Genomic DNA, 25,982 nt, shown 5'->3' with positions numbered 1-25,982 from the left:
GCCCCCTCCCACCCCCGCGCGCCGTCATGGTGGTGGGAGTCGCCGCTAGCCCACCGCCGGGGCGGGAAGGGGAGGTTCGTGAAGTTCGCCAGACTGGCCGTCGGCCTGTGCCTGGCGGGGGCATTGGCAGGGTGCGCGGACCACTCCGCGCTGTCCGACGCGTCCGTCCCCGAGACGACCTCCAACACCCAGGCCAACCCGAACAACGCGCCGCCCGCGTCGGCGTTCTCCGCGTTCGGCTCGCGCCGGTCGTGGTCCGACGGGTTGGCCATCACCGTCTCGCCCGCGCGGTCGCTCAAGCCGAGCGACACGTCGTTCCCGAAGGCTCCGCGCACCACCGCGTTCGTGCTGACCGTGGTCAACGGCACCGGCACGGCCTACCGCACCAGCGAACTCACCGTGCGCGCCCTGGTCGGCGGCGAGCCGGTGCCCGAGGTGCTCGACTCGGTGCAGGGCCTCAACGGCCTGGGCGCGGCCGTGACCGAGGTCCCGCCGGGCGGCGAGACCATGCTGACCTTGGCGTTCGCCGTGCCGGAGAGCCAGGTCCGGATGCAGTTGGTGGTCGAGCCCAACGGCTCCGGCCAGGACCCGAGCGCCACGTTCGAGGGGATGGCCTGACCTGCCCGGACCCCCGGTCCGGGCGCACCGGCTCGGCACCGCTGGGCGTTGTCGGGGGCCGGCTGTAGCGTTTGCGCCATGACCGAGCAGAAGCGCCTGTCCCCCGGCGACCAGGCCCCGGCGTTCACGCTGCCCGACAGCGAGGGCAAGCCCGTCTCGCTTTCCGACTACCTGGGTCGTTCGGTGGTCGTCTACTTCTACCCGGCGGCCGGGACGCCGGGTTGCACCAAGCAGGCGTGCGACTTCCGCGACAGCATCGGCGAACTCGCCACCTCCGGTTACGACGTCGTGGGCATCTCGCCGGACAAGCCGGAGAAGCTGGCCAAGTTCGCCGAGGCGGAGGGCCTGAACTTCCCGCTGCTGTCCGACGTGGACCGCAAGGTGCTGGCCGAGTGGGGCGCGTTCGGCGAGAAGCAGAACTACGGCCGCACGGTGCAGGGCGTCATCCGCTCGACCTTCCTGGTCGACCCGGAGGGCAAGGTCGCCAAGGCGATGTACAACGTCCGGGCGACCGGCCACGTGGCCAAGCTGCTGCGCGAACTGCCCGCCTGACCCGCGCCGGCACCGCCGCCCGAGCCCGGTCCGCCCGGCTCGGGCGCGCCGGCGGGTACACTGGGGGCCGAGGCCAGGCCGCGAGGGCCGCTCAGATCCGCCGTGAGGGTGATATCCGTGTGTCGCGCGACGACACCCGACGCTCCCCGCTCCAAGTTCGTCATCCGGGTCCACTTCCCCGTTCGCGGCGGTTGACGCCGGGCCGATCGGCCCGCGCCCACAACCGAAGAACCGTTCTCGGGACACCCGAAATGTTGAAGTGGACTCTGCTCGGCCTCGCCATCCTGTTCGAGGTCTTCGCAACGCTGTGCCTGAAAGCCTCCGAGGGCTTCACCAGGACCCTGCCCACGCTCGGCCTGCTGGTCGGCTACGCGGCGGCCTTCTACCTGGAATCCCAGGTGATCCGCCTCGGCCTGCCGGTGGCCGTCACCTACGCGGTCTGGGCCGGCGGCGGCATCGCGCTGGTCGCCGTGGCCGGCCGCGTGCTGTTCGCCGACCCGATCGGCCCGGCCACGCTGGCCGGCATGGCGCTCATCGCGGCCGGTGTCGGCGTCGTCTCGGTCGCCGCGACGGCGTGACGGACGCCTACCCGCGCTCCCGGGCGGGCGCACCGGACCGGTGCGCCCGCCCCGGCACTTACTTCCGGGCCAGTTCTTCCAGGTGCGGCAGCAGCAGGCGCAGGGCGCGGCCGCGGTGGGAGATCTCGTCCTTGTCCTCCGGGGACAGCTCGGCCGACGTGACGTCCCGGCCCTCGGGCTGGAAGATCGGGTCGTAGCCGAAACCGTTGGTACCGGCCGGTTCGCGGCGGATCGTGCCGCGCCACTCGCCGCGGACCACCACCTCCACGCCGCCGGGCGCGACCAGGGCCGTGGTGCAGACGAAAGCGCCGCCCCGGCGTTCGTCGGGGACGTCGCGGAGCTGGCCGAGGACCAGCTGGAGGTTCGCGGCGTCGTTGCCGTGGGCCCCGGACCAGCGGGCGGACAGCACGCCGGGCATGCCGTTGAGCGCGTCGACCTCGATGCCCGAGTCGTCCGCCACGGCCGGCAGGCCGGTCGCGGCGAAGGCGTCGCGGGCCTTGGCCAGCGCGTTGCCCTCGAAGGTCGGGTCGGTCTCCGGGGCCTCGGGGAACTCGGGGACGTCGGCCAGGCCGACGACCTCGATCCCGGCCAGGCCCTCGGCGGCCAGGATCCGGCGCAGTTCGCCGAGCTTCTTGGCGTTGCGGGACGCGAGCAGGACCTTCACTTCTTGCGGCCCTTCGGTTCGGGGAGCACGCCGGGGTACGGCTGGGCCAGCGCCTCCGACTGGACGCGGTTGAGTTCGGCGCAGCCCTGCAACGCCAGGTCGAGCATCTTGTCCAGAGTGGACCGGGCGAACGTCGCGCCCTCGCCGGTGCCCTGGATCTCGATCAGGGTGCCCGCGTCGGTGGCGACCACGTTCATGTCGACCTCGGCGCGGGAGTCCTCCTCGTACGGGAGGTCCAGCCGCACCCGGCCGTCCACGACGCCGACCGACACCGCCGACACCGCGCACGACAGCGGCTGCGGGTCGGCCAGCCGGCCGGCCGCGCCGAGCCACGTGACGGCGTCGGCCAGCGCCACGTACGCGCCGGTGATGGCCGCGGTGCGGGTGCCGCCGTCGGCCTGGATCACGTCGCAGTCGATCACGATCGTGTTCTCGCCCAACGCGGCCAGGTCGATGCACGTGCGCAGCGACCGTCCGATCAGACGGGAGATCTCGTGCGTGCGACCGCCGATCCGGCCCTTCACGGACTCGCGGTCGCTGCGGCTGTGGGTGGCGCTCGGCAACATCGCGTACTCGGCGGTCACCCATCCGAGACCCGATCCCGACCTCCACCGGGGTACACCTTCGGTCACGCTGGCCGCGCAGAGCACACGCGTGTTGCCGAACTCGATCAGCACCGAGCCCGCCGGCCACTGCTGGTAGCCGCGGGTGATCCGGATGTCGCGCAGTACGTCGTCGTTCCTGCCATCGGTTCTCAGCACGGCACTACCCTAAGGCGCTGAACCTGGGGACGTTCCACTGGCGTAGGGAGAGGCATGGCACTCGCGGACGGCCTTTCGACGATCTTCGGACTTCCCGCGCACCCGCTGCTGGTTCACGCGGTCGTGGTGCTCCTCCCGCTGGCCGCGGTGGCCGCCGCCGCCCTGGCCGTCGTGCCCAAGTGGCGGCAGCGCTACGCGTGGCCACTGCTGGGCGTCACGCTGCTGGGCGTCGGCTCGGTGCTGCCCGCGCAGAAGGCCGGCGAGCAGCTGCACGAGCGGCTGGCGGCCCTGGGCAACCCGCTGATCGAGCGGCACGCCGAGCTGGGCAACGACCTCCTGCCGTTCGCGCTCGGGTTCGGCGTGCTGGTGGTGGCGCTGCTGGTCGCCGGCCGGCTGGCCGACCGGGAACGCGCCGCCGCGACCGACGACGCGGCGGTGCCCAGGACGTGGCGGCGGATCCTGGTCGTGGTGGCGGTGCTGGTGATCGCGGCCGGCGCGGCGGTGACCGTGCAGACCGTGCGCATCGGGCACAGCGGGTCGTCGGCGGTGTGGGACGGCGTCGGCCAGAACTAGCCGGGAACCGGCACCGCGCCCCAACTCCGGTGACGTGCGGGCGGGTGCCGCGGCATCATGGACGCCGTGGACGCCTCGAACGCCGATTGGATCCCCGTGGTGGGTTACGAGAACCTGCCGGGCTGCCTCCCGCCCGCAGCGGCTCTCGGCCGTTGACTGCGTGAGCACGGCGTCGACTGGACGCCGTTCGACGAGGACGAGGTCCGGTGTGGACTCGCGTGCGGCGTCGGCCCCGACGGCCGTTGGCACGGCTGGTACGACATCCGGGTCCGCGCCGCAGCGCTGTGGCGCCTCGGCCTGCACCCCGACCAGCCCACCGCCGCGCTGCTGAGCCCGGCCCCGCCCGCGTGGTGGTTCGCCACCGCCGAGCGCAACGCCCGGCAGGGCCTGCGCACGCCGCTGCCGGGCCGGCTAGGGCAGGTGTAGCGGGGTCGGCGGGGACTTGTGCAGGGTCCGCGAAACGGTGCACAGCTGGTCGATGGCACGCCGCACGGTCGCGTCGAGGGCTTCGCGCTGCTCGTCGGTCAACGCCGACACGTCGTACTCCAGCGTCACCGGCACCTCGTGCAGTTCGTGCGCCCCCGGGGGCCGCACGTCCTCGGCGTGCGCCGTGAGACCCTCGCCGACGCGTCGGTAGATCAGGGTCTCCGCGGTCACGACCGCGCAGCCCGCCATCGCCGCCAGCAGCAGTTCGACCGGGCTGAACGAGCCCTCCGCGCCGACGCGGCCGATCGGCACCGAGGCGCCCCGGCCGTTCGTGGCCACGAACTCGTGCTGGCCGACCTTGCGCACCTCGACGTTCGACACCCGTCCGACGTTAGTCGATGCGGTCGGCGGTGGCCTTCGCGATCCGGCGCACGTATTCGAGGTCACCGCAGTCGTCGTCGAGCAGGCCCTGCCGCGCCTCCAGGAACGCCTTGCCCAGTTCCTCGCGGCGGTCGACGGCGACCTGCTCGCGGGCGTCGTTGAGGATCGTCCGCTCCTCCTCGTCCACGTGGTGGTTGAGGGCTTCGACCAGTTCCTCCAGCTTCGACTCCCACTCGTCGGTCTCCGGGTCGGCGACCTGCATCAGCGCCAGCAGCGCCTGGTGCCCTTCGGCGTGCTCCTCCTCGCCGTGGTCGACTTCGTCATCGTCCACCCGCTTGTACCGCTTGAGCGCCGGGTAGACCTCGGACTCCTCCGCCTCGGCGTGCGCGACCAGCAGCGCGGCCAGTTCGCCGAGCCGGGTGGTGCGGTCCGCGGAGCGGTCCCGCAACTCGCGGAACAGCTCCTCGAACCGCCGGTGGTCAGCCAGGATCAGGTCGACGACATCAGTTGCCATGCCCGCCGATTACCCGGACGGCCGGCTCGTCAACCGCGTACTTGTGGCCCTGACGTGCGAGTTCGACCGGCCCGCCGTACCGGGTGCGGGCTTCGGCGAGCACCGCGTCCGGGTCGGTCCACGGCGCGACGTGGGTGAGCAGCAGCCGCCCCACGCCCGCCGCGGCGGCCAGGTCTCCCGCTTGGACGCCGGACAGGTGCGTGCCCGGCGGGCGGTCGTCGGCGTGCGTCCACGTCGCTTCGGACAGCAGCACGTCCACGCCGTCGGCCAGGCCGCCCAGCGCGTCGCAGGGGCCGCTGTCGCCGGTGAACGCGAGCGCCGCGTTCTCGGTGGCGATGCGGAACCCGTACGCCTCGCACGGGTGGTCGACGCGGGCCGCGGTGATCTCGAACGGGCCGATCCGGAACGGCTCGGCGCTCAGGGCGTGGAACTCGAACACGTCCGACAGGTCGGCGGTGCGCAGTTCCTCCGCGTTCTCGGCGTAGGCGCGGGCGAAGCGCCTGGGTGCCTCGGCCGGCGCGTGCACGGGGAGCTTGCGCGCGGTCGTGTCGTGCGGCGGGTGGGTGTGGTAGCGGCGCATCACCGCGAGCGTGGTGAAGTCGGCGCAGTGGTCCGGGTGCAGGTGCGAGAACAGCAGCGCGTCCAGCGAGAACGGGTCGCAGTGCGCCTGGAGGGAGGCCAGCACACCGTTGCCGAGTTCGAGCCCGAGACGGTAGCCGTCCGCCTCGACGAGGTAGCCGGATGCGGGGCCGTCCGGCCCCGGCAGGCTGCCCGAGCAGCCGAGGATGGTCAACAGCACGCTTGGAGAGTGCCAAATCATTCGTGCGAGTGGAACGACGCGTTTTCCAGCCGGGGCAGAAACCGGCGGGCCAACCGGGTGAACAGGTCCGTCGGGCCGGTGCTGGAGAACCGCAGGTCCGGGTCGCCGGAGCGGAACAGGTCGAGGTCGGTGAGCACCCGGACGACGTCCTTCACGGTCTCCTCCGCGCTGGAGACCAATGTCACCCGGTCGCCCATCGCGAGCTGGATCACGCCGGTCAGCAACGGGTAGTGGGTGCAGCCGAGCACGACCGTGTCGACCTCGGCGCGCTGCAACGGCTCCAGGTACGCCTGGGCGAGGCCGAGCACCTGGCGGCCGGAGGTGGTGCCGCGCTCGACGAAGTCCACGAACCTCGGGCAGGCCACGGCCGTGACCTCGATGTCGGGCGCGGCGGCGAACGAGTCCTGGTACGCGCCGGAGGCGATGGTGCCCACCGTGCCGATCACGCCGACCCGGCCGGTGCGGGTGGTCGCGACGGCGCGCCGGACGGCGGGCAGCACGACCTCGACCACCGGCACGTCGTAGCGCTCGCGGGCGTCGCGCAGGCACGCCGAGGACGCCGTGTTGCAGGCGATCACCAGCAGCTTCGCGCCGTCCTCGACCAGCCGGTCGAGGTGTTCCAGGGCGAGTTTGCGCACGTCCGCGATGGGCCGCGGACCGTACGGGGCGTTGGCCGTGTCGCCCAGGTAGCGGATGCTCTCCTCGGGCAGCTGGTCCATGATCGCGCGGGCGACGGTCAGGCCGCCCACCCCGGAGTCGAAGACGCCGATCGGCGCGTCGGAGGACGTCACGCGGCGGCAGCCCGGTGGTTGTCCCGGGCGACGCCCCAGGCCGCGAGCACGCCGCCGAGCGCGCCGAACAGGTGGCTCTCCCAGGAGATGCCGGGCTGGCCGGGCAGCACGCCCCAGAGCATCGCGCCGTAGACCGCGAACACCACCAGGGCGACCACGATCTGCGCCGTGGCCCGCGCGAACACGCCGCGGACCAGCAGGAACACCAGGTAGCCGAAGACCAGGCCGGACGCGCCGATGTGGCTGCCCGGCGAGCCGATCAGCCACACGCCCAGGCCGTCGGTCAGCCAGATGACCGCGGTGACCTGGAGGAACTGCTTGATCCCGCCGGAGGTGGCGAGGAAGCCGAGGATGAGCAGCGGCACGGCGTTGCCGATCAGGTGCTCCCAGCCGGCGTGCAGCAGCGGGGCCCAGAGGATGTTGTCCCACTCGGTGAAGTCGCGCGGGATGACGCCGTCGTAGTCGAGACTGCCGCCGAGCGCCGTGTCGACGCCCTCGACCACGAACATCAGGGCGACGAACCCGGCCACCACCACCGCCGAGAGCACCGGGTTCGGCGGGATGACGCGCTTGGCCGGCGACCGGGTGGGCGGTGCCGGCGACACAACCGTGGGATCCACACCTTCAGGTTACGTGTGAACCGGCCGTCACAGGGGGCGGATTCGGCGCGGCGGGGCGGACCGGCCGGTGCTCTGCGAGACGGCCAAGTTCCGAGGTCAGGGGGTGCGCCTGTGCCACGTCCCGGTGATCGGAGCCTAGGCTGGGCCCGTGTCGATCGAAGTCGCCGTGCGCACCGAGGCCGAGTTGGGCGAAGCACCCACCTGGGACCACGGCAGTGGGACCCTCATCTGGGTGGACATCCTCGGTAGTCAGGTGCACCGGTACTCGCCGGGGCGGGACGAGGACGCGGTGCTCGACGTGCCGCAGCACGTGGGCGCCGCGAAGCCCCGCACCAAGGGCGGCCTGGTGCTCAACCTGCGCGACGGGGTCGCCCTGGTCGACCGCGACGGCGCGAAGACGTGGCTGGTCTACTGGGCGCGCGACGGCGTGCGCGGCAACGACGCGGCGGTCGACCCGGCGGGCCGGCTGTGGGCCGGCACCACCCGCTACGACGAGGACCCGGGCGGCTGGCTGGCCCGGGTCGACCCGACCGGGGACGCCAAGGTCGTGCTGGGCGACGTGACGTGCAGCAACGGCGTCGACTGGAGCCCGGACGGCACGCTGATGTACTACGTCGACTCGGCGACCCGCCGGATCGACGTGCTCGACTACGACCGGGACACCGGCGAGGCCACCAACCGCCGCACGCTCGCCGAGGTGGACCGGGGTCTGCCGGACGGGCTGTGCGTGGACGCGTCGGGCGCGGTCTGGGTCGCGCTGTGGGGCGGTGCCGCGGTGCGCCGGTACACCCCGGACGGGCGGGTCGACACCGAGGTCGAACTGCCGGTCGGCCAGCCCAGCGCGTGCGCGTTCGGGGGCCAGGACTTCACCGACCTGTACGTGACGACCGCGCGGGTCGGGCTGTCCGGCGACGCGCTGAGCGAGCTGGCCGGGTCGGTGCTGGTGCTGCCGGGCGCGGGCGAGGGCCGCCCGTCCACCGCGTTCGCGGGCTGACGCCGCGACGTCAGGCGGTGTCGGCGTCCGAGGCCGCGCGGATCCGGTAGACGTCGCCGGGTTCGGCCAGGGTGACCGGGCCCGCGAACGCCTCGGTCGCGTCGGCCAGCACGCCGGCGCGGTCCGACCACGGCAGGACGTGGGTCAGCACCAGCCGGCCGACGCCCGCCTCGGTCGCCACCAGGCTCGTCTCCCGGCCGCTCATGTGCAGGTAGTTGGCGCGCCCGGCCTGCTCCCGCCACGCCGCGTCGGCCAGCAGCAGGTCCGCGCCCCGGGCCAGCTCGACCAGCTCCGGGCACGGCACGGTGTCGCCGGTGAACACCAGGGACGTGCCGGCGTGCGAGATGCGGAACGCGTACGCCTCGCAGATGTGCCGCATCGCGGCCACCTCGACCGACACCGGGCCCACCTGGAAGCAGCCGGCGGCCAGCGGGACGAAGTCGAACGTGGCCGCCAGGTCCAGCGCGGCCAGTTCCTCCTCGGAGGCGGCGTGCGCGGCGGCCAGCCGGCCCGGCGCGTGCGGCGGGGCGTACACCGGGAGCCTGCCGAACGACGGGGGCGGCGACGGGTGGGCGCGCAGGTAGGTGGTGAGCGCGCTGAAGTCCGCGCAGTGGTCGAGGTGCAGGTGCGACAGGAGCACGGCGTCGAGCGTGAACGGGTCGCACCGCCGCTGGAGCGCGCCGAACACGCCGCCACCGAGTTCGACCGCGATCCGGACCCCGGCCACTTCGACCAGGTACCCCGAAGTGGGCAGATCAGGACCCGGTGCGCTACCCGAACACCCGAGCACCGTCAATTGCATGGCGGCACGATAGCAGCCGACTGTCGGCACTATTGCGGAAAACCCGCCGGGCGGTACCTGGCAATATCAATGGGCGAGATTCACTCGAATGCCTCGGCGCGGAACCGCATTGGCCGCATTGCTCGACGTCGGATGGGGTTCGAACCCGGTCCGCACTCGTCCACGAGCGCCGCCGCAGGTCCCACCGCCGACCGCGTGACCTGCGATGACCACACCGACCAGGGGCAGCGGCGCGGGTGCCCGCCACGGCCGACGAGGTGTGCGCGGACCGGGGCGACCGCGAACAACCGCAGGTGGACCGGGAAATCCGCCGGACATTCCGACTGTCCGGACGATTGTATGAGGTGGACCACATCATCGATCCCGAACTGCCGGAATTCCTGCCGGTGCGCCGCGCGGTGGCCGGCGAACCGTTGTTCCGGAACGCGCACACCCCGCCGGAAGGCGACTAGCGGTATTCCGCACGAACGACCGCGGGCTCACTGGCGGCGGCGCTGCTCCAGCGTCGACAGGTGCTCCGACCAGCGGTAGGCCCGGGGCAGCAGGGTGCCGATCGGGACCTTCTCGGTTTCGGTGACCAGCACCGTCACGTCCGGCACCAGGTCGGAGAGCACCTGGCGGCAGCGCCCGCACGGCGGGACCACGCCGGTCGAGTCGGCGGCCACCACCGTGTCCAGGTCGTAGACGCCCTCGGCCGCCGCCGCGCCGATCACCACGAGTTCCGCGCACGGGCCGCCGGCGAAGTGGAAGACGTTGAGCCCGGTGAACGTGCGACCGTCCACCGACCGGGCGGCCGCGGCCACGGTGTGGTGCCGCCAGCGGCTGTGCGCGCGGGCCACCGCGAGGGCTCGGGCGAGCAGTTCGCGGTCGGCGTCGGACAGGCTCAATTCACACACCACCGGGTAGTCGGGCCGGGACGACCGAATCGTAGGAACAGCGCCGGCGCGCCGGATAGCACCGAACGGACGACCAGGGCTTTTCATCCGGCGCAACCGATCGGCGGCAAGTTGCAGGACCGAAGGGAAACCGTTGTGGGCCCGCCCGCGGTGAACCGATAGTGGGAACCGAGGCCGCCCAGTGCCGGAGGAGTACCTGGATGTTGTCGAGAACCCTGCTGGTGATCGCGCTGCTGTTCGTCGCACCGGTCGTTCCGGCGAATGCCGCACCCGGTTGTTCCGGGTACGTGGCGCTCACCTACGACGACGGCCCGAACCCCGGTTTCGTCCGCCCGCTGCTCGCCGCGCTGAAGGCCGCGCGGACCAAGGCGACGTTCTTCGACCTCGGCTCACACGCCGACGAACGTCCCGACCTGGTGCGCGAGACCGTGCGGGCGGGCCACTGGCTGGGCAACCACACCTGGTCGCACCCGGCCCTGACCACCCTGCCGGCCGACCAGCTGAGCGCGGAGATCTCCCGGACCCAGGACGTGCTGCGCAAGATCACCGACCGCACCCCGACCCTGTTCCGCCCGCCCTACGGCGACACGAACGACGCCGTCCGGGCCGAAGCGCGCCGCCAGGGCCTGACCCAGGTCCTGTGGACCGTCGACACGGTCGACTGGAGCGGCGTGCCGACCGACGCCATCGTCCGCTCGGCGACCGCCGCCAAGGCCGGCGACATCGTCCTGATGCACGACGGCTACCAGACCACCGTGGACGCCGTCCCCCTGATCGTGAAGGGCCTCAAGGACAAGCGCCTGTGCCCCGGCCGAATCGACAACCGCGGCCAGGTAACAGCGCCCTAGCCCCAGCGGCCTTCATCTCCCCCGACTCGGATTCCCCCACGCCCCCCACCGCGCGAGGCCGCGTCGGCTTGTCACGCCGCCTTCCATCCCGATCACGCTTTTCGATCGGGATGGAAGACGGCGTGATGAGCCGACTTCCCAGCGGCCGAGCCCGCCGTGCCGCAGGCGCGGCAAATCCAACACAGCCGAGCCCGCCGTGCCGCAGGCGCGGCAAATCCAACACAGCTCAAGCCCAGAGGTGGCCGTCGAGGCGTTCGGCGGCTTCGTCCAGGGTTCCGGCGTACGCGCCGGTGGAGAGGTACTTCCAGCCCGCGTCCGCGACGACGAACGCCACGTCCGCCGGTTCGCCCTTGGTCACGGTTTTCTCGGCGGCGGCCAGCGCGGCGTGCAGGATCGCGCCGGTGGAGATGCCCGCGAAGATGCCTTCGGTCTCCAGCAGTTGGCGGGTGCGGCGCAGCGCGTCGTACGAGCCGACCGAGTACCGGCCGGTGAGCACGTCCGCGTCGTACAGCTCGGGCACGAAGCCCTCGTCGAGGTTGCGCAGGCCGTAGACCAGCTCGCCGTAGCGCGGCTCGGCGGCGATGATCTGCACGTCGGGTTTCTGCTCGCGCAGGTAGCGGCCGACGCCGACCAGCGTGCCGGTGGTGCCCAGGCCGGCCACGAAGTGCGTGATGGTCGGCAGGTCCTTGAGGATCTCCGGGCCGGTGCCGTGGTAGTGCGCGCCCGCGTTAGCCGGGTTGCCGTACTGGTAGAGCATCACCCAGTCGGGGTTCTGCGCGGCGAGTTCCTTGGCCCGCGCCACCGCCTGGTTGGAGCCGCCGGCGGCGGGCGAGAACACGATCCGCGCGCCGTACGCCTGGAGGAGCTGCTTGCGCTCGGTGGAGGTGTTCTCCGGCATCACGCACACCAGGCCGTAGCCCTTGAGCTTGGCGGCCATGGCCAGCGCGATGCCGGTGTTGCCCGAGGTCGGTTCGAGGATGGTGGAGCCGGGGGCCAGCCGCCCGGACCGCTCGGCCTCCTCGATCATCATCAGGACCGGGCGGTCCTTGATCGAGCCGGTCGGGTTGCGGTCCTCCAGCTTGGCCCACAGCCGGACGTCCTTCGAGGGCGACAGCCGGGGCAGGCCCACCAGGGGCGTGCCGCCGACCGCGTCCAGCAGCGACTCGTACCGAGCCATGGCTCAGCCGCCCGCGACGGCCGGGAGGATCGTGACCGTGTCGCCGTCGTTGACCGCCGCTTCGAGGCCGCCCGCGAAGCGGACGTCCTCGTCGTTGACGTAGACGTTGACGAAGCGGTGCAGCGCGCCTTCCTTGACCAGGCGCGCCTTCAAGCCACCGTGGTTGGCCTCCAAGTCGTCGATGACCTGGGCGAGCGTGGTGCCCGCGGCCTCGACGGACTTCTGCCCACCGGTGTGCGTGCGCAGGATCGTGGGGATGGAGACGGTGACGGACATGCTGGAACCTCCGAGAGAGCCGGATATCGGGAGATGTGGCGGACGACGGCGCTTCAGCGACAGTCGGGCGTGTCGTCCGCGCCGTTGTGCGCGAACATGTACGACTCGACAACCTCGACCGGTTCTTCGGTCACGACGCCGTCCACGATCCGGTAGGAGCGCAACTCGTGCTGCTCCGGGTCCCTGGTGGACACCAGGACGTAGTGGGCGTCGGGCTCGCCGGCGTAGGAGATGTCCGTGCGCGACGGGTACGCCTCGGTCGCGGTGTGCGAGTGGTAGACGACCACGGGCGCCTCGTCGTTGGCGTCCATCTCGCGCCACACCCGCAGCTGCTCGGCCGCGTCGAACCGGTAGAACGTCGGCGAGCGCTCGGCGTTGTCCATCGCGACGAACCGCTCGGGGCGGTCGGAGCCCTCGGGGCCCGCGATGATCCCGCACGCCTCGTCGGGGTGGTCGCGACGGGCGTGCGCCACCATCGCGTCGACGAGGTCACGGCGAATCACCAGCACGCCCCCCATCCTACGTGGTGGCGGAAGTTGTCCCGGTGTGTGAGAACCCGCACTTGCGCACCCCGGACCGCCCTTTCCGGGCGCCCGCTCGCACACCTGGTCGAGGGCCGGAGCGGGCGGGTACGCGGGCGAAGCCGCCCGCGAAGATCCACACCGGTTGTAAAGTCCGCGCGTGAACCAGGCATCCACGCTGTCCGACGACTGGCGTCGGCAGCTCACCGAAGCTTTCGAGATCCTGCTCGGCGGTCCGCTCACCGCGCACGCGCCCGACGCCGACTACGCCACGTACGTGGGCGGCAACGTCTTCTACGAGTTCGGGTACGACCGGGACCCGGCCTGGGTCCGGCCCGCCGCGCTGAGCGGCGCGGAGCCGGTCGTGCTGGACTGTGGCCTGTTCGACCAGGGCGAGCCGCCGTCGAGGTTCGACGCGGCGCGCTCGCTCTACGAGTTCGAGGACCTGGCGGACGCGCCGCACCCGGAGTTCGCGGCCGATCTCGCCGAGGTCGCGCTCGCGGAGACCCTGGTGCGCGGTGCCGACCTGGACACCCTGGTGCGCAAGCACGGCGTGGACCTGGCCGGCCCGGAGTGGGCGGGGCGGTGGTCGCTCGCCTACCCGAGGCTCGTCTCGGACGGCACGCTGTTCGACGCCCTGCGCGCCGCGCTGACCCTCGGTGACGGGCCGGAGAGCGTGCTGCCGCTGGAGGCGCGGGCGACCCAAAAGTGGGCGCGGGCGCTGGAGGCGGTGCGGGACCCCGGGTTGCGCACCCACCTGTCCTACTTCTGCACCGACGGCAGCACGGGCCTGATGCGCGTCCGGGGCGACCAGTCCGACAGCGAGCCCCTGGTGGCGAACGGTTCCGCGCTGGTGGCCACCTGGCAGGAGGGTCAGTCCCAGGTGGAGTTCACCGTGTTCCGGCTCGGCGACGCGGTGGTCGGCGCGCGCACGACGTGACCGCCCGGTCCCGGTCGCCCCGTCAGGCGGCCGGGACGCCCGGACGGGTGGCGGCCTCGTGCACCTGGTCGGCGGCGAGGGCGCACAGGTCGTTCAGGGCGGTGCCCGTCGGCGCGCCGGTGGCCACCGCGAACACCGTGGCGGGCGGGGTCAGGCCGGCCCGGACCAGCCCGTCGTGGGCGGACATCGCGACCCGGCGGCACGCGGCCTTGTCCAGGTCGGCGTCCACCACGACCAGCGCGGCGACCGCCTCCCCCACCACGACCAGCGCGCCCGGTTTCGCGGGCTCGGCCGCCTCGCACGCCCGGTAGCCGCGGTCGGCCGGCTCCCGGCCGACGGCGGCGGCGGGCACGATCGGCACGACCTCGTGCGGCGCGCGTCCCACCGGGAACCCGAACCGGCGCTCGGCCAGCCACCGGACCACGCCGGCCGCGGACGCCGGGCCGTCCGCCAGGACGATCCCGTGCACCCGCTGGACCAGCGTGGACGGGTCCAGCAGGTCGAGTTCGCGGGTGCCCCACGGCGCGCCCCGGACGTCCACGCCGGCCACCGCGCCCTCGGGCGCGAGCAGCACCGTGACGCCGGGCGCGCGGCCGATCAGCACCGGGACCTCAGTCCATGACGGCTTCGACCAGGGTCTCCTGCACCCAGGTCAGCCAGTGGTAGACGCCCAGGTGCGGCGACCTCGGGTCGTCCGGCGGGAGTTCGTCGGGCATGTCCTCCTGCACGTCCAGCGCCGTGCCCAGGGCCAGTCGCACGTCGTTGAGCGCCGACAGCCACGCCTCGGCCTCCTCCAGCCGCAGCCGCACCTCGCCGCCGTCGGGCGGGCACGTCTCCAGCACCACCGCGGCGACCCCGTTCTTGAGGTCCAGCAGCTCGGGTTCGTGCAGCGAGCGCAGCGCGTTGGCGGAGTCGACCTCGGACGGGTCCGGCGCGTCCGGGTCCAGCCGGTGGAAGTCGGGCAGCAGGCGGCCCAGGATCGGGTCGTCCGGCGGGGTCGAGGGGCCGATCCTGATCCCGGTCAGCTCGGCCAGCTCGTCCTGCGGGGCCTCGTCACCCCGGGCCAGCAGCATGTCCTGGATCTGGCTCACCAGGCCGCGCACGACGGCGGCCTCCTGCCGGTCGAACCGGCCCAGCACGATGTCGCCGGAGCGGGTCCACTTCTTCACGACGAACGCTGCATCGTCGCCCAGAGCCCGGCCGCGTGCAGTTTGGCCACGTCGGCCTCCATCTTGTCCTTGGAGCCCGACGACACGATCGCCCGACCCTTGTGGTGGACGTCCAGCATCAGCTTGGTCGCGTGGTCGCGGCTGTAGCCGAACAGCTTCTGGAACACGTACGTCACGTAGGACATCAGGTTCACCGGGTCGTTCCAGACCAGCGTCTGCCAAGGGCGGTCCTCGGTGCGGACCTCCTCGGGCGCCGGGTCAACCTGCGTCCGCTCATGCTCGACGGGCGTGGTCATACCGCCAATGGTGTCATGTTCCGCTTCGTGGCGGAGCCCATAGGTCCACCTCCTGCGGCAACGGCCCCGTCGAGCCTAGGCTTTGACCTCATGTCGACGTCGCTGTTCACGGACCACTACGAGTTGACGATGCTCGCCGCGGCGTTGCGCGACGGCACCGCGGACCGTCCGTGCGTGTTCGAGGTGTTCGCCCGCCGGCTGCCCGAGGGCAGGCGCTACGGCGTGGTCGCGGGCACCGGCCGGCTGCTGGACGCGATCGAGGCGTTCCGGTTCGGCGAGCCGGAGCTGGAACTGCTGCGTCGCACGAACGTGGTGGACGACGCCACCCTGTCGTGGCTCGCGGACTACCGGTTCACCGGCGACGTCGACGGCTACCCGGAGGGTGAGCTGTACTTCCCCGGTTCGCCGATCCTGTCCGTGCGCGCCTCGTTCGGCGTGGGCATCGTGCTGGAGACGCTGGCCCTGTCGATCCTCAACCACGACAGCGCGATCGCGTCCGCCGCGGCCCGGATGGCGGGCGCGGCCAACGGCCGGCGGATGATCGAGATGGGCTCGCGCCGGGCGCACGAGGAAGCCGCCGTCGCGTCGGCGCGCGCGGCCTACCTGGCGGGTTTCACCGCGACGTCGAACCTGGAGGCGGCCCGCCGGCACGGCATCCCGACGGCCGGCACGTGCGCGCACGCGTTCACCCTGCTGCACGACAGCGAGGAGGAGGCGTTCCGGGCGCAGGTGGACGCGCTGGGCGTGGGCACCACCCTGCTGGTGGACACCTACGACATCACCGCGGGCATCAAGACCGCCGTCGAGGTGGCCGGGCCGGAGCTGGGCGCGGTCCGGATCGACTCCGGCGACCTGGGCGTGCTGGCCCGGCAGGCGCGCGACCAGCTCGACTCCCTGGGCGCGCGCAACACCCGGATCGTGGTCTCCGGCGACCTGGACGAGTACTCGATCGCCGCGCTGCGCGCCGAGCCCGTGGACGCGTACGGCGTGGGCACGTCGGTGGTCACCGGTTCCGGCGCGCCGACCGCGGGCATGGTCTACAAGTTGGTCGAGGTGGACGGCCGGCCGGTCGCGAAACGCAGTTCCCACAAGGAGTCCCGGGGCGGGCGCAAGAGCGCGCTGCGCCGGCACAAGGACACCGGGACGGCGCTGGAGGAGGTCGTGTTCCCCTCCGCGCAGGTGCCCGGACTCGGGCCCGACGACCGGCTGCTGCCGGTGCCGCTGGTGCGCGGGGGTCGGCGGGCCGACGGGCTGGACACCCTGGCGGAGAGCCGGGAACGGCTGCGCGCCGCGCTGGTCAGCGTGCCGTGGGAGGGCTTGAAGCTCTCCCGGGGCGAGCCCGCGATCCCGACGACGTTCCTCTAGGTTGCAGGAGGTGTGCGCATGACCAGGGCGCTGATCGTGGTGGACGTCCAGAACGACTTCTGCGAGGGCGGTTCGCTCGCGGTGGCGGGCGGCGCGGCGGTGGCGGCGGCGATCTCGTCGCACGTCGCGGCGGGCGGCTACGACCACGTGGTGGCGACCCGCGACTACCACGTGGACCCGGGCGACCACTTCAGTGCGACGCCGGACTACGTGGACTCGTGGCCGGTGCACTGCGTGGCCGGCACGGCCGGGGCGTCGTTCCACCCGGAGCTGGACGTGACGGCCGTGGAGGCGGTGTTCTCCAAGGGCGCGTACGCGGCGGCGTACTCGGGGTTCGAGGGGGCGTCGGGCGGCGGCGAGTCGTTGACGGACTGGTTGCGGGAGCGCGGGGTCGAGCGGGTGGACGTGGTGGGGATCGCCACCGACCACTGCGTCCGGGCCACCGCGCTCGACGCCGCCTCGGCCGGGTTCGACACCACCGTGCTGCTCGGGCTCACCGCCGGGGTCGCGCGGGCGACCGTGGACACCGCCCTGGAGCGGCTGCGCGACGCGGGCGTGGCGCTGGACGGTTCGCCGCGCGTGGGCTGAGCGGGGTTGCACCCGGCCCCGCCGCGCGGGGCCGGGTGCGCCGGTCACGGGGTGGGCGAGCAGGCCGCCGCGCCGAGCACGACGTCGCCGGACGCGCCGGACGCCTCGGTGAAGCGCAGGTGCAGCAGGTTCATGGTCAGGCTGCCGTCGTTCGGGTCGGGCAGCAGGACCTCGCTGAAGACCGCCACGGCCAGCACCGCGCCGGTCGTCGACTTGACCTCGTGCCGGTAGTTCGCCGGGATGTCCTTGGGCAGGCCCGGGAACCCGCTCACCGCGTCCAGCTCCCAGCCGGCCGCCGTGCCGTTCTGCCGGCCGGTGCAGCTGACCTTCCACTTGCCGACCTTGAGCCGGGGACCGCCCTGCGCCATCAGCGCCGACAGCTCGAACTCGACGCCCTCGGCCACCGACCTGGTCTCGGTGGTGTCGTGCTGGGCGTCGACCGCGGTGGTCGAGCAGGTGGAACTGCCCGCGCCGAACCGGACGCCCGGCTCGGTCACCGGGGCCGACGACGCGGTGGTGGGCCCGCCGACCGAGCACGGCGCGAGCGGCGGCACGACGACGTGCCGTCCCGCGCGGGTGAAGTCGGCCGACCCGGCGGACGCGACGCCCGGCGGGGCGACGGCGAGGGCGGGCGGGCCGGCCAGGCACAGCGCCAGCGCCGCGGCCACCGCACCGGCTCGGCGCGCGAGGATGTGGTTCATGGGGTGCCCTTCTCGAATTGCCCTTCCACGGAAATGATCGATCGGCGTGGTACCCGCGCCGCGACATCTCACCCCTGGGGCGGAATTGATTACCTGATCGAGTGGGCGACCGCCCGGCGCATTCCGGCGCGCTTCAGCGCAATCGCACCGGAATGCGCACCGGCAGCGGCGCGCACATCGCCGGCGAGCCCAGCAGGCGTTCCAGCGCGGCGCGCACCCGCAGCGCGGCGCGGCCGTCGCCGAACGGGTTGTGCCCCGGCGGCAGCCGCAGCCGGGAGCCGAGCACCCAGCCCGCCTCGGCCAGGATCCGGGTGGTGTCGGTGCCCACCAGCCACGCGCAGCCGGCGTCCACGGCCGACATCCGCTCGGTGGACGAGCGCAGCACCAGCACCGGCACGCCGAAGGTCGGGGCTTCCTCCTGGAGGCCGCCGGAGTCGGTGAGCACCAGCGCGGAGCGGCGCAGGGCCCGCACCAGGTCGGGGTAGTCCAGCGGTTCGCCGACCACGATCCGGGGGTGGCCGCCGAGCACCTCCCGGACGGTCGCGCGCACCGCCGGGTTCGGGTGCGCGGGCAGCAGCACCCGGATGTCGGGGTGCCGGTCGACCAGCGCGCGCACGGCGTGCAGCACGCGTTCCAGCGGCGCGCCCCAGGACTCCCGGCGGTGCACGGTGACCAGCACCAGCCGGTCGCCGGTCGCGTCCAGCTCGGCCTCCAGCGCGGCCAGCGCCGGGTCGCGCGCCGGGAGGTCGGCGGCGGCCACCCGGCGCACCGCGTCCACCACCGTGTTCCCGGTGACCACGATCTCGGCGGCCGGCAGCGCCTCCCCCACCAGCGCCGTGGCCGCGTCGTCGGTCGGCGCGAGGTGCAGGGCGGCGATCCGGGAGATCATCTGCCGGGTGCCTTCCTCCGGGAACGGCCCGGCCAGGTCGCCGGTGCGCAGCCCGGCTTCCAGGTGCGCCACCGGGATCCCGCGCCAGAACGCGGCCAGCGCGCCGGCCAGCGCGGTGGTGGTGTCGCCCTGCACCAGGACCGCGGCCGGGTCGCGCACCCGCAGCACCTGGTCGAGCGCGGGGACCAGCGCGGCCAGCAGTTCGGGCTGGCTGCCGGTCACCCTCGGGGTGGTCAGCACGACGTCGGGTTCGAGGCCGAACGCGCCGAGCGCCTGTTCCACCATGCCCTCGTGCTGTCCGCTGTGGACGATCAGCGGGCGGAGCACCGGGTGGTCGGCCAGCGCCAGCGCGACCGGCGCGATCTTCACCGCCTCGGGGCGGGTACCGGCGAGCAGCAGGACTTCTTTCACATCGCTCCTTCGTCTCAGGGGACGCCGCGGCGCGGAGTGCGCGGCGTCGCGGCGCGAGCGCGCCGCCCTCGGGGACGCGGCGTCCGGCGGCACCGGGTCGTCGGGACCTCGGGGGCACGACCGCCGGACGCCGCTCGCATCAGGCGTCCGGGGCGGCGCGCCGGCGTCGGGCGGCGTGCGCCAGGAACACGCCCGCGAGCAGCAGCACGACACCCGCGAGCACCCACCACGTCACGCCCGCGCCGGTCGCCGCGAGCGAGCCCACGCCCGTGCCCACGGCGACCCCGGTACCGGGGACCTTGTACACCTCAGACCGCCGGGTTCTCGCGCGTGCGGCGCAGCGCGACCGCGGCGACCGGGACGGCGAACAGCGCGAGCATGGCGAGGCCGAGCCACAGGCCCGCGCCGGAGGCCATCGGGATCGGCAGGCCGGCCGGTCCGCAGGTCGCCGAGGACAGCACCAGGTCGCCGGTGCCGATCGAGCCGAGCACGCCGCCGACCAGGGTCAGGTGCACGGCGTTGACGGTGAGGCTGCCGTCCGGGTTGGCGATCTGCTCGTTGAACACGATCCGGGCGATGTCCACGCCCAGCAGGTCGACGTCGACCGCCGTGTTCGGCGCGGGGGCGGCGTCCACGTCGCCGAGCCGGCCCAGGTCGAGCCCGACGAGCCCGGTGGTGCCGGTGACGCCGTGCTGGGTGGCCGTGCACCGGGCCTCGACGGCGGTGGCCGAGATGCCGCCGGTCACCGACGAGAGCAGGTCCAGCCGCACGTCGGCGGCGCTCGCCCGGGACTGGACCGCGCCGGTGTCGTCGTCGCGCGACGCGGAGGTGTCGACCACGCCGGTCTTGAGCAGCTCGGGCAGGTCGACGCGCGCCAAGGTGCCGGTGGTGGGCCCGTTGGCGGTGGCGGTGGCGGCGGCGAAGGGGCCGGCCGTGACGGCCTCGCTGCCCAGCAGCGACAGGCGCAGTTCCGCTCCGTAGGCGGAGGCGTCGCCGGGTGCCGCGGCGGCGGGTGTGGCACCGGCCAGGAGGGCCGCGACGGCGGCCAGTCCGGCCAGGCCCGTCATTCGGACACGCATGGATCTCCTTCCACACAGGGTTCGACCACTCTGATCGAGCAATTGCCCCTATCGGCGTTCCACCCGTCGGATTAAGGGTTGCTGACCGTAAAGGGGGACGGCGTCCACTCGAACCGCCCAAACACATCCACTCAGAGTCGACCCCTACGTCGAAAGAACCTCACTTTGTCACCCGATCCGGCAGTGCGGACCGATGCTTTCCGGGCCGATGACCTCCGGGTAGCCCCATTGGGCGGCCCCCGGTCGGATGAAAGGAATTGTTCAGTGGCGTGTGCCGTGCCTCGGACCAAACATCTCGATCGGGTGGTCGTCTTCGCACTGGTGGTGGCCGCAGCGGGACTGGTGTTCGCGCACCGCGCCTACCGGACGGCGGAGATCACGCTGTCCGGGCTGATCCTCGACGTGGTGTCCGGGGACGGCGTGGCCGTCGTCGCCGAGCGCCAGACCGTCTACTTCGGACTCGGCTCGGCCACCCCGCTCGGCCTGCGGATGACGCCGGAGTGCACCTCGGCGTTCCTGGTCCTGCCGCTGCTGCTGGTGGGGGCGGTGATGATCGCGCTGCGGCCGCGCATCGCCCGCCGGGTGCTGCTCGCGCTGGCGGTGGCCGCGACCGCGGTGGTCGTGGTGAACCAGTTCCGGGTGCTGACCCTGGTCGGGCTGGTGCGGTGGCTGGGCGTGGACGACGGCTACTACTGGGGGCACACCCTGCTCGGCTCGCTGGTCAGCGTGTTCGGCGGCGCGGCGGCGCTGGTCGCGTTCGTCCGGCTGGCGACCCGGAAGTGAAGCGCCGCACCGGGTCCGCCGGGGAGGTGCGGTGAACCTCGACGTGCTGCTGGGCTTCACCCAGGCCCTCGCGCTGACGATGAGCGTCGCGTTCCTGACCTACGTGTTCCTCATCGTGGTGCCCTACCTGCGGCACCGGCCCGCGCCCACCGGCCGGGCCGAGGCGTTCGAGTGGCACTTCCTGGTGCCGTGCCGCGACGAGGAGGCCGTCATCGGCGACACCATCCGCTACCTGCGCACCTCGTTCCCGCTCGCGCACGTCTGGGTCGTCGACGACGACTCCGACGACCGGACCGCCGACGTCGTGCGGTCGTTCCGGGACCGGCACCTGCACCTGGTCAGCCGCCGCCGGCCGCACGCCCGCACCGGCAAGGGCGACGCCCTCAACGACGCCTACCGCACGGTCAAGCTGTGGATGGGCCGGCACGCCGACGCCGACCGCGCGGTGGTCGTCGTGGTCGACGCGGACGGCCGGCCCGCGCCGAACTGCCTGGCGGTGTGCGCGGCGGACCACCTGTTCGGCGACGCCGGGATCGGCGCGGTGCAGGTCGACGTGCGGATGGTGAACACCGGCGTGCGGCAGTCCGGCGCGTCGGCGGCGCGCGCCCGGTTCGGCGGTTTCCTGGTGCGGATGCAGGATCTGGAGTTCCGCACCGCGATCGCCGCGATCCAGCTCTCCCGGGGCGTCACCGGCACGATCTCCATGGGCGGCAACGGCCAGTTCACCCGGCTGTCCGCGCTGGACGCGATCGCCGGGCCGACCGGGCAGCCGTGGCGCGGGTCGCTGCTGGAGGACTTCGAACTCGGCGTGCACCTGCTCACCGCGGGCTGGCGCACCGGGTTCAGCCTGGACACCCACGTGGACCAGGAGGGCCTGTACAGCCTGCGGCGGTTCCTGGCCCAGCGCACCCGGTGGGGCCAGGGCACCATGCAGTGCCTGCGCCACCTCCGGCGGATCTGGGACTCGCCGCACCTGTCCACGCTGGGCGCGGCGGAGATGCTGTACTACCTGGCCCAGCCGTGGATGCAGCTGCTCGGCTCGCTGATCTACCCGGTGCCGGTGCTGCTGCTCGCGCACCGCGCGGCCGGCGACCCGGGCGAGGTGTGGCGGTGGTTCGCCGAGGGCGCGTGGATCCTGTTCGCCGTCTACGGCGCGTTCGGGCTGCTGCCGTTCGTGGTGTGGGGCCCGGTGTACCGGGCGCGCTGCGAGCGCGGCATCGGGTTCGGGCGCTCGATCGCCTACGGGTTCGGCTACGCGTTGTACATCTACACCTTCTACATCACGTCGTGGCGGGCGTTGAGCAGGCTCGTGCGGGGCCGCAACGGCTGGGCCAAGACGCGGCGCAACACCGAGCGGGTGGGCGGGAAGGTCGCGCTGGACGCGTGAACGCGCCCTGAGGTTCCACGGGAGCGTTCCATGGTGCGGGACGACGGCGTGATGTCGGCGACTTTGTAGAGCTTCGACAAAGACCGGAGAAGTGATCGTTGGTTAACCTCGGGTCCGAGTCGATCCCTGGAGGTCCCTGTGTCCGTCCTCGCCGTCAACGGCCGCCGCGTGCTGGCCGACCTGGTCCCCGGCGCGCTGGCCCGTGACATCGCGCTGGTCGTCGCGGGTGCCGGCCTGACCGGGCTGGCCGCGCAGATCGCCCTGCCGGTGCCGGGCAGCCCCGTGCCGCTCACCGGCCAGACCTTCGCCGCCCTGCTGGTCGGCGCGGCGCTGGGCTGGCAGCGCGGTGGCGCGTCGATGGTGCTCTACCTGGTCGCGGGCGTGGCCGGGGTGCCGTGGTTCCAGGGCGCGTCCTCCGGGATGCCCGCGTCGCTGGGCTACGTGGTGGGCTTCGTGTTCGCCGGCGTCCTGGTCGGCCACCTGGCCGGGCGCGGCGGCGACCGCACCCCGTTGCGCACGGTCGGCACGATGGCCGTCGGCAACCTGGTGATCTACGCGTTCGGCGTGCCGTGGCTGATGGCGGCGGCGGACGTGAGCTTCGCCAAGGCGCTGTCGCTGGGCGTCACCCCGTTCCTGTTCGGCGACGCGCTGAAGATCGCGCTGGCCGCCGGTCTGCTGCCGGCCGCGTGGGCGCTGGTCAAGAGGAAGTGACCGGCCACCTGACCCGGCTGGACGCGTCGGCTCCCGGGCTGGTCGTCGCGGCGCACGTGGTGGGCTCCACCACGCTCGACGACCACGCGCCGGGCTCCGACCTGGACCTGGTGGTCGAGCTGTCCCGCACGCCGACCGCCGCCGACCTGGCGGCGCTCGCCGACGCGCTGACGCCCGACCTCGACGTGGCCTACCTGGTCGACGGCGAGCCCGGCCCGTGGGCCCGTGACGGTGAGCTGCACGTGGACCCGCCCGCCGAATTCACCCCGGTGCTGCGCGACCAGCTCAACCGGTACTCCCGGACGTTGCGCGGCGCGCGCCCGCACTTCCCCGTCTCCCCGGCCGAAGTCGCCGACTACTGCCGCACGAACCTGCGCACCTACTGGGAGCCACTGGTCGGGCACGCGGCGGCGGCGACCGGTCCGGTGCACCGGGAAGGCGTGCTGTGGCTGGGTTTGGGGCCGGCGCGGCTGTGGCACACGATCCGCACGGGCGAGATCGTGAGCAAGTCGCGGGCCGGTCGACTGGCCGCCGCGCACTGGACGGATCTCGCGGTGCCGCTGGAGGAGATCGTCGCCGCGCGGCACGACTTGGGCGCACAACTCGCCGAACGGCACCGCCGAGCAGCGGTCGAACTCGGCCGGCGGGTGCTGGCCGAGTCCTGAGGGCACCGCCGGGTACCGTCTTCCCGTGCCGTCCACCACCGCCATCCCCGACACCAGGACCCTGCTCGCCGTGGCCGTGCAAGCCGTGGGCGGAGCCGAGCGCGAGGGCCAGGTGGACATGGCCGAGGCGGTCGAGCGCGCCATCCGGACCGGTGAGCACCTGGCCGTGCAGGCGGGCACCGGCACCGGCAAGTCACTGGCCTACCTGGTGCCCGCGATCCGGCACGCGGTGGCGGCCGAGTCCACGGTGGTGATCTCCACCGCGACCATCGCGCTGCAACGCCAGCTGGTGGACCGCGACCTGCCCCGGCTGGCCAAGGCGCTGCGCAAGGAACTGGGCCGCGAGCCGAGGTTCGCGATCCTCAAGGGCCGCCGCAACTACCTGTGCATGCACCGGGTGCACACCGGCGCGCCGGACGAGCCGGAGGAAGCGGGCCTGTTCGACCCGTTCACGGTGTCCCGGCTGGGCCGCGAGGTGAAGCGGCTGCACGAGTGGTCGTCGGACACCGAGACCGGCGACCGCGACGAGCTGGTGCCGGGCGTGAGCGACCAGTCCTGGCGGCAGGTCTCGGTGACCGCCCGCGAGTGCCTGGGCGTCGGGAAGTGCCCGATCGGCACGGACTGCTTCGCCGAGAAGGCCCGCGCCGAGGCGGGCCGGGCGGACGTCGTCGTGACCAACCACGCGATGCTCGCCGTGGACGCCCTGGAGGGCTACCAGGTCCTGCCCGACCACGACGTGGTGGTGATCGACGAGGCGCACGACCTGGTCGACCGGATCACGTCCGTGGCCACCGAGGAGCTGAGCGCGTCGCTGGTGGCCACCGCCGCCCGCCGCTGCGGCCGGCTGATCGACCAGGGCGTGGCGGACCGGATGGCCGAGGCGAGCGACGGCCTGGCGATGATCCTGGAGGACGCGCCGGTCGGCCGGCTGGACGCGCTGCCGCCGGCGCTCGCGGGCGCGCTGCGGGCGACCAAGGACGCCGCGCACGCGTGCATCACCTCGCTCGGCCCCGAGCGCAAGGAGGAGGTCGAGGGCGCGACGTCCCGCAAGCTCGCCCGGTCGCTGCTCGACGACGTGCACGACTGCGCCGCCCGGATCCTGACCGCGTTCGACGACGACCACGACGTGGTCTGGGTGTCCGGCGACTTCGCCGACCGCAACAAGGCCCCGTCGCTGCGGGTCGCGCCGCTGGGCGTCGGCGGGCTGCTGCGGGAGCGGCTGTTCGGCAAGCGCACCACCATCCTCACCTCCGCGACGCTCACCCTGGGCGGCACGTTCGACACGCTGGCCCGGCAGTGGGGGCTGCCCGCCGCGTCGGGCGCGAAGAAGGCCGAGGGCACCGCGAGCGACAAGGAGGTGCCGTCGGACAACGGCGGCCCGCGCTGGTCGGGCCTGGACGTGGGCTCGCCGTTCGAGCACGGCAGCAGCGGGATCCTCTACGTGGCGCGGCACCTGCCCCCGCCGGGGCGCGACGGCCTGCCACCGTCCTACGTGGACGAACTGGAGGGCCTGGTGAACGCGGCGGGTGGGCGGACCCTGGGCCTGTTCTCCTCGATGCGGGCGGCGAAGGCGGCGGCCGAGGCGTTGCGCGGCAAGCTCGACTACCCGGTGCTGTGCCAGGGCGACGACGCCACCGGGCAGCTGGTGAAGCGGTTCGCCGAGGACCCGAAGACGTGCCTGTTCGGCACGTTGTCGCTGTGGCAGGGCGTGGACGTGCCTGGGCCGGCGCTGCAACTCGTGGTGATGGACCGCATCCCGTTCCCGCGCCCGGACGACCCGCTGGCGTCGGCCCGGCAGAAGGCCGTTGAATCGCGCGGTGGCAACGGTTTCCTCACCGTGGCGGCGACGCACGCGGCACTGCTGCTGGCGCAGGGCGCGGGCCGGCTGCTGCGCTCGATGAGCGACAAGGGCGTGGTCGCCATCCTCGACCCGCGCCTGGCGACGGCCCGCTACGGCGGCTTCCTGCGGGCGTCCCTGCCGCCGTTCTGGACGACCTACGACCCCGAGGTGGTCCGCGCCGCCCTCCAGCGCCTGGACGCCGCGAACTAGTGTCCTGCGCCGGGAAATCGGTCAAGACGTGAGGCGAGGCGGTCGAGGATCTCGTCCGCGTCCTTGGTCCGGGCGAAGGGCCTGGGGGCCTGGTCTTGATCCAGTCCCGGATGTCGTTGTCCGCGCGCTGGGCGGG

At 73.1% G+C, this 25,982-nt stretch carries 34 protein-coding genes; 15 read left to right on the top strand and 19 right to left on the bottom strand.

Translation table 11 applies throughout. From position 1 onward, the window contains the following. Positions 1-78: 78 nt before the first annotated feature. The 3 genes from AC0HI0_RS41340 to AC0HI0_RS41330 all read left to right on the top strand — a co-directional run bounded on the left by AC0HI0_RS41340 (position 79) and on the right by AC0HI0_RS41330 (position 1,748). Complete coding sequence (locus AC0HI0_RS41340; RefSeq protein WP_480928902.1) at positions 79-618, top strand: hypothetical protein; 540 nt, start codon at positions 79-81, stop codon at positions 616-618. A 78-nt stretch (positions 619-696) separates the two neighbouring features. Next, complete coding sequence (gene bcp / locus AC0HI0_RS41335; protein ID WP_480928901.1) at positions 697-1,170, top strand: thioredoxin-dependent thiol peroxidase; 474 nt, start codon at positions 697-699, stop codon at positions 1,168-1,170. 251 nt (positions 1,171-1,421) lie between these two features. Further along, positions 1,422-1,748 carry a DMT family transporter gene (locus AC0HI0_RS41330; RefSeq protein WP_480928900.1) on the top strand — a complete coding sequence of 109 codons (327 nt, stop codon included), beginning with the start codon at positions 1,422-1,424 and terminating at the stop codon, positions 1,746-1,748. A 58-nt stretch (positions 1,749-1,806) separates the two neighbouring features. On the opposite strand, the gene rdgB is transcribed toward AC0HI0_RS41330, so the two are convergent. Together rdgB and rph are read right to left on the bottom strand one after the other, a co-directional pair. Further along, positions 1,807-2,412, bottom strand: coding sequence for an RdgB/HAM1 family non-canonical purine NTP pyrophosphatase (rdgB, locus tag AC0HI0_RS41325; protein ID WP_480928899.1), 606 nt, complete (start codon positions 2,410-2,412; stop codon positions 1,807-1,809). Further along, the gene (gene rph / locus AC0HI0_RS41320; protein ID WP_480928898.1) at positions 2,409-3,173 is read right to left on the bottom strand and encodes a ribonuclease PH; all 765 of its coding nucleotides are present in this window, start codon (positions 3,171-3,173) and stop codon (positions 2,409-2,411) included. The genes rdgB and rph overlap by 4 nt, the downstream gene beginning before the upstream one ends. Before the next feature lie 54 nt (positions 3,174-3,227). On the opposite strand from rph, the gene AC0HI0_RS41315 reads away from it, so the two are divergent. After that, positions 3,228-3,746, top strand: a complete 519-nt coding sequence (locus AC0HI0_RS41315; RefSeq protein WP_480928897.1) for a DUF2231 domain-containing protein — start codon at positions 3,228-3,230, stop codon at positions 3,744-3,746. Positions 3,747-4,157: 411 nt separating this feature from the next. Here the strand turns inward: AC0HI0_RS41315 and AC0HI0_RS41310 are convergent, their stop codons facing one another. Genes AC0HI0_RS41310 through AC0HI0_RS41290 form a run of 5 tightly spaced genes read right to left on the bottom strand, consistent with a single transcriptional unit; the run spans position 4,158 to position 7,298 of the window. Continuing rightward, on the bottom strand, positions 4,158-4,553 hold the full coding sequence (locus tag AC0HI0_RS41310) for an OsmC family protein (protein WP_480928896.1): 396 nt from the start codon (positions 4,551-4,553) through the stop codon (positions 4,158-4,160). Positions 4,554-4,563: 10 nt separating this feature from the next. Beyond that, on the bottom strand, positions 4,564-5,067 hold the full coding sequence (locus tag AC0HI0_RS41305; RefSeq protein ID WP_480928895.1) for a hemerythrin domain-containing protein: 504 nt from the start codon (positions 5,065-5,067) through the stop codon (positions 4,564-4,566). Then, positions 5,057-5,866, bottom strand: a complete 810-nt coding sequence (locus AC0HI0_RS41300; RefSeq protein ID WP_480928894.1) for an MBL fold metallo-hydrolase — start codon at positions 5,864-5,866, stop codon at positions 5,057-5,059. The genes AC0HI0_RS41305 and AC0HI0_RS41300 overlap by 11 nt, the downstream gene beginning before the upstream one ends. A gap of 17 nt (positions 5,867-5,883) precedes the next feature. Continuing rightward, entirely contained in the window at positions 5,884-6,678 is a 795-nt protein-coding gene (gene murI / locus AC0HI0_RS41295) for a glutamate racemase (RefSeq protein WP_480928893.1), read from the bottom strand. Continuing rightward, positions 6,675-7,298: a rhomboid family intramembrane serine protease gene (locus tag AC0HI0_RS41290; protein ID WP_480928892.1), complete on the bottom strand. Its 624-nt coding sequence runs from the start codon at positions 7,296-7,298 to the stop codon at positions 6,675-6,677. Before AC0HI0_RS41290 ends, murI begins: the two co-directional genes overlap by 4 nt. Positions 7,299-7,446: 148 nt before the next feature. Here AC0HI0_RS41290 and AC0HI0_RS41285 point away from each other — a divergent pair, with 148 nt between their 5' ends. Further along, a complete protein-coding gene (locus AC0HI0_RS41285; RefSeq protein ID WP_480928891.1) occupies positions 7,447-8,292 on the top strand; it encodes an SMP-30/gluconolactonase/LRE family protein in 846 nt (281 codons plus the stop codon). Between the two features lie 10 nt (positions 8,293-8,302). Here AC0HI0_RS41285 and AC0HI0_RS41280 read toward each other — a convergent pair whose 3' ends face one another. After that, positions 8,303-9,094, bottom strand: coding sequence for an MBL fold metallo-hydrolase (locus AC0HI0_RS41280; protein ID WP_480928890.1), 792 nt, complete (start codon positions 9,092-9,094; stop codon positions 8,303-8,305). Between the two features lie 236 nt (positions 9,095-9,330). Between AC0HI0_RS41280 and AC0HI0_RS41275 the strand changes: the two genes are divergently transcribed. Continuing rightward, complete coding sequence (locus AC0HI0_RS41275; RefSeq protein ID WP_480928889.1) at positions 9,331-9,546, top strand: hypothetical protein; 216 nt, start codon at positions 9,331-9,333, stop codon at positions 9,544-9,546. 27 nt (positions 9,547-9,573) lie between these two features. Here the strand turns inward: AC0HI0_RS41275 and AC0HI0_RS41270 are convergent, their stop codons facing one another. Next, complete coding sequence (locus tag AC0HI0_RS41270) at positions 9,574-9,990, bottom strand: cytidine deaminase family protein (protein ID WP_480928888.1); 417 nt, start codon at positions 9,988-9,990, stop codon at positions 9,574-9,576. 200 nt (positions 9,991-10,190) lie between these two features. On the opposite strand from AC0HI0_RS41270, the gene AC0HI0_RS41265 reads away from it, so the two are divergent. Beyond that, on the top strand, positions 10,191-10,838 hold the full coding sequence (locus AC0HI0_RS41265) for a polysaccharide deacetylase family protein (protein WP_480928887.1): 648 nt from the start codon (positions 10,191-10,193) through the stop codon (positions 10,836-10,838). A 226-nt stretch (positions 10,839-11,064) separates the two neighbouring features. On the opposite strand, the gene AC0HI0_RS41260 is transcribed toward AC0HI0_RS41265, so the two are convergent. Genes AC0HI0_RS41260 through AC0HI0_RS41250 form a run of 3 tightly spaced genes read right to left on the bottom strand, consistent with a single transcriptional unit; the run spans position 11,065 to position 12,800 of the window. Continuing rightward, entirely contained in the window at positions 11,065-12,015 is a 951-nt protein-coding gene (locus tag AC0HI0_RS41260) for a PLP-dependent cysteine synthase family protein (protein ID WP_480928886.1), read from the bottom strand. Positions 12,016-12,018: 3 nt separating this feature from the next. Further along, positions 12,019-12,291, bottom strand: coding sequence for a MoaD/ThiS family protein (locus AC0HI0_RS41255; RefSeq protein ID WP_480928885.1), 273 nt, complete (start codon positions 12,289-12,291; stop codon positions 12,019-12,021). Positions 12,292-12,344: 53 nt separating this feature from the next. Then, on the bottom strand, positions 12,345-12,800 hold the full coding sequence (locus AC0HI0_RS41250; protein WP_480928884.1) for a M67 family metallopeptidase: 456 nt from the start codon (positions 12,798-12,800) through the stop codon (positions 12,345-12,347). 172 nt (positions 12,801-12,972) lie between these two features. Here AC0HI0_RS41250 and AC0HI0_RS41245 point away from each other — a divergent pair, with 172 nt between their 5' ends. Next, positions 12,973-13,752 carry a hypothetical protein gene (locus AC0HI0_RS41245; protein ID WP_480928883.1) on the top strand — a complete coding sequence of 260 codons (780 nt, stop codon included), beginning with the start codon at positions 12,973-12,975 and terminating at the stop codon, positions 13,750-13,752. Between the two features lie 22 nt (positions 13,753-13,774). Here AC0HI0_RS41245 and AC0HI0_RS41240 read toward each other — a convergent pair whose 3' ends face one another. Genes AC0HI0_RS41240 through clpS form a run of 3 tightly spaced genes read right to left on the bottom strand, consistent with a single transcriptional unit; the run spans position 13,775 to position 15,217 of the window. Beyond that, positions 13,775-14,356, bottom strand: coding sequence for a peptidase S58, DmpA (locus AC0HI0_RS41240; RefSeq protein ID WP_480928882.1), 582 nt, complete (start codon positions 14,354-14,356; stop codon positions 13,775-13,777). A 7-nt stretch (positions 14,357-14,363) separates the two neighbouring features. After that, positions 14,364-14,921, bottom strand: a complete 558-nt coding sequence (locus tag AC0HI0_RS41235; protein ID WP_480928881.1) for a DUF2017 domain-containing protein — start codon at positions 14,919-14,921, stop codon at positions 14,364-14,366. Next, positions 14,918-15,217, bottom strand: coding sequence for an ATP-dependent Clp protease adapter ClpS (clpS, locus tag AC0HI0_RS41230; protein WP_015098600.1), 300 nt, complete (start codon positions 15,215-15,217; stop codon positions 14,918-14,920). The genes AC0HI0_RS41235 and clpS overlap by 4 nt, the downstream gene beginning before the upstream one ends. A 90-nt stretch (positions 15,218-15,307) precedes the next feature. Here clpS and AC0HI0_RS41225 point away from each other — a divergent pair, with 90 nt between their 5' ends. Together AC0HI0_RS41225 and AC0HI0_RS41220 are read left to right on the top strand one after the other, a co-directional pair. Continuing rightward, on the top strand, positions 15,308-16,582 hold the full coding sequence (locus AC0HI0_RS41225) for a nicotinate phosphoribosyltransferase (protein ID WP_480928880.1): 1,275 nt from the start codon (positions 15,308-15,310) through the stop codon (positions 16,580-16,582). Positions 16,583-16,600: 18 nt separating this feature from the next. Then, entirely contained in the window at positions 16,601-17,170 is a 570-nt protein-coding gene (locus AC0HI0_RS41220) for an isochorismatase family protein (protein WP_480928879.1), read from the top strand. Between the two features lie 44 nt (positions 17,171-17,214). Here AC0HI0_RS41220 and AC0HI0_RS41215 read toward each other — a convergent pair whose 3' ends face one another. From AC0HI0_RS41215 to AC0HI0_RS41200, 4 genes are all read right to left on the bottom strand, one after another. Next, complete coding sequence (locus AC0HI0_RS41215) at positions 17,215-17,871, bottom strand: hypothetical protein (RefSeq protein WP_480928878.1); 657 nt, start codon at positions 17,869-17,871, stop codon at positions 17,215-17,217. Between the two features lie 133 nt (positions 17,872-18,004). Continuing rightward, positions 18,005-19,171: a non-hydrolyzing UDP-N-acetylglucosamine 2-epimerase gene (wecB, locus tag AC0HI0_RS41210; protein ID WP_480928877.1), complete on the bottom strand. Its 1,167-nt coding sequence runs from the start codon at positions 19,169-19,171 to the stop codon at positions 18,005-18,007. Between the two features lie 139 nt (positions 19,172-19,310). Then, positions 19,311-19,448 carry an LPXTG cell wall anchor domain-containing protein gene (locus AC0HI0_RS41205; protein ID WP_480928876.1) on the bottom strand — a complete coding sequence of 46 codons (138 nt, stop codon included), beginning with the start codon at positions 19,446-19,448 and terminating at the stop codon, positions 19,311-19,313. A gap of 31 nt (positions 19,449-19,479) precedes the next feature. Further along, complete coding sequence (locus AC0HI0_RS41200) at positions 19,480-20,250, bottom strand: choice-of-anchor P family protein (RefSeq protein WP_480928875.1); 771 nt, start codon at positions 20,248-20,250, stop codon at positions 19,480-19,482. Positions 20,251-20,553: 303 nt separating this feature from the next. Here AC0HI0_RS41200 and xrtP point away from each other — a divergent pair, with 303 nt between their 5' ends. The 5 genes from xrtP to AC0HI0_RS41175 all read left to right on the top strand — a co-directional run bounded on the left by xrtP (position 20,554) and on the right by AC0HI0_RS41175 (position 25,846). Beyond that, positions 20,554-21,033 carry an exosortase P gene (gene xrtP, locus AC0HI0_RS41195; RefSeq protein WP_480928874.1) on the top strand — a complete coding sequence of 160 codons (480 nt, stop codon included), beginning with the start codon at positions 20,554-20,556 and terminating at the stop codon, positions 21,031-21,033. Between the two features lie 79 nt (positions 21,034-21,112). Continuing rightward, positions 21,113-22,420, top strand: a complete 1,308-nt coding sequence (locus AC0HI0_RS41190; protein WP_480934504.1) for a glycosyltransferase — start codon at positions 21,113-21,115, stop codon at positions 22,418-22,420. A 138-nt stretch (positions 22,421-22,558) separates the two neighbouring features. Further along, positions 22,559-23,131 (top strand): biotin transporter BioY, encoded by a 573-nt coding sequence (locus AC0HI0_RS41185; protein ID WP_480928873.1) that lies wholly within the window; start codon positions 22,559-22,561, stop codon positions 23,129-23,131. Further along, entirely contained in the window at positions 23,128-23,796 is a 669-nt protein-coding gene (locus AC0HI0_RS41180; protein ID WP_480928872.1) for a nucleotidyltransferase domain-containing protein, read from the top strand. Before AC0HI0_RS41185 ends, AC0HI0_RS41180 begins: the two co-directional genes overlap by 4 nt. Before the next feature lie 25 nt (positions 23,797-23,821). Further along, on the top strand, positions 23,822-25,846 hold the full coding sequence (locus AC0HI0_RS41175) for an ATP-dependent DNA helicase (protein WP_480928871.1): 2,025 nt from the start codon (positions 23,822-23,824) through the stop codon (positions 25,844-25,846). Positions 25,847-25,982 lie beyond the last annotated feature (136 nt).

The sequence above is a fragment of the Saccharothrix sp. NBAS 001 genome, assembly GCF_056640475.1.
Note: the sequence above shows the minus strand (reverse complement) of the source record. Positions and strands in the feature narration are given on the sequence as shown.

Bases quoted from the DNA above. Each gene is read 5' to 3' on its own strand.
- bcp (WP_480928901.1), top strand. From the start codon at position 697: ATGACCGAGCAGAAGCGCCTGTCCCCCGGCGACCAGGCCCCGGCGTTC.
- AC0HI0_RS41330 (WP_480928900.1), top strand. From the start codon at position 1,422: ATGTTGAAGTGGACTCTGCTCGGCCTCGCCATCCTGTTCGAGGTCTTC.
- AC0HI0_RS41315 (WP_480928897.1), top strand. From the start codon at position 3,228: ATGGCACTCGCGGACGGCCTTTCGACGATCTTCGGACTTCCCGCGCAC.
- AC0HI0_RS41305 (WP_480928895.1), bottom strand. From the start codon at position 5,067: ATGGCAACTGATGTCGTCGACCTGATCCTGGCTGACCACCGGCGGTTC.
- AC0HI0_RS41280 (WP_480928890.1), bottom strand. From the start codon at position 9,094: ATGCAATTGACGGTGCTCGGGTGTTCGGGTAGCGCACCGGGTCCTGAT.
- AC0HI0_RS41265 (WP_480928887.1), top strand. From the start codon at position 10,191: ATGTTGTCGAGAACCCTGCTGGTGATCGCGCTGCTGTTCGTCGCACCG.
- AC0HI0_RS41260 (WP_480928886.1), bottom strand. From the start codon at position 12,015: ATGGCTCGGTACGAGTCGCTGCTGGACGCGGTCGGCGGCACGCCCCTG.
- AC0HI0_RS41255 (WP_480928885.1), bottom strand. From the start codon at position 12,291: ATGTCCGTCACCGTCTCCATCCCCACGATCCTGCGCACGCACACCGGT.
- clpS (WP_015098600.1), bottom strand. From the start codon at position 15,217: ATGACCACGCCCGTCGAGCATGAGCGGACGCAGGTTGACCCGGCGCCC.
- AC0HI0_RS41225 (WP_480928880.1), top strand. From the start codon at position 15,308: ATGTCGACGTCGCTGTTCACGGACCACTACGAGTTGACGATGCTCGCC.
- AC0HI0_RS41220 (WP_480928879.1), top strand. From the start codon at position 16,601: ATGACCAGGGCGCTGATCGTGGTGGACGTCCAGAACGACTTCTGCGAG.
- AC0HI0_RS41215 (WP_480928878.1), bottom strand. From the start codon at position 17,871: ATGAACCACATCCTCGCGCGCCGAGCCGGTGCGGTGGCCGCGGCGCTG.
- AC0HI0_RS41200 (WP_480928875.1), bottom strand. From the start codon at position 20,250: ATGCGTGTCCGAATGACGGGCCTGGCCGGACTGGCCGCCGTCGCGGCC.
- AC0HI0_RS41190 (WP_480934504.1), top strand. From the start codon at position 21,113: ATGAGCGTCGCGTTCCTGACCTACGTGTTCCTCATCGTGGTGCCCTAC.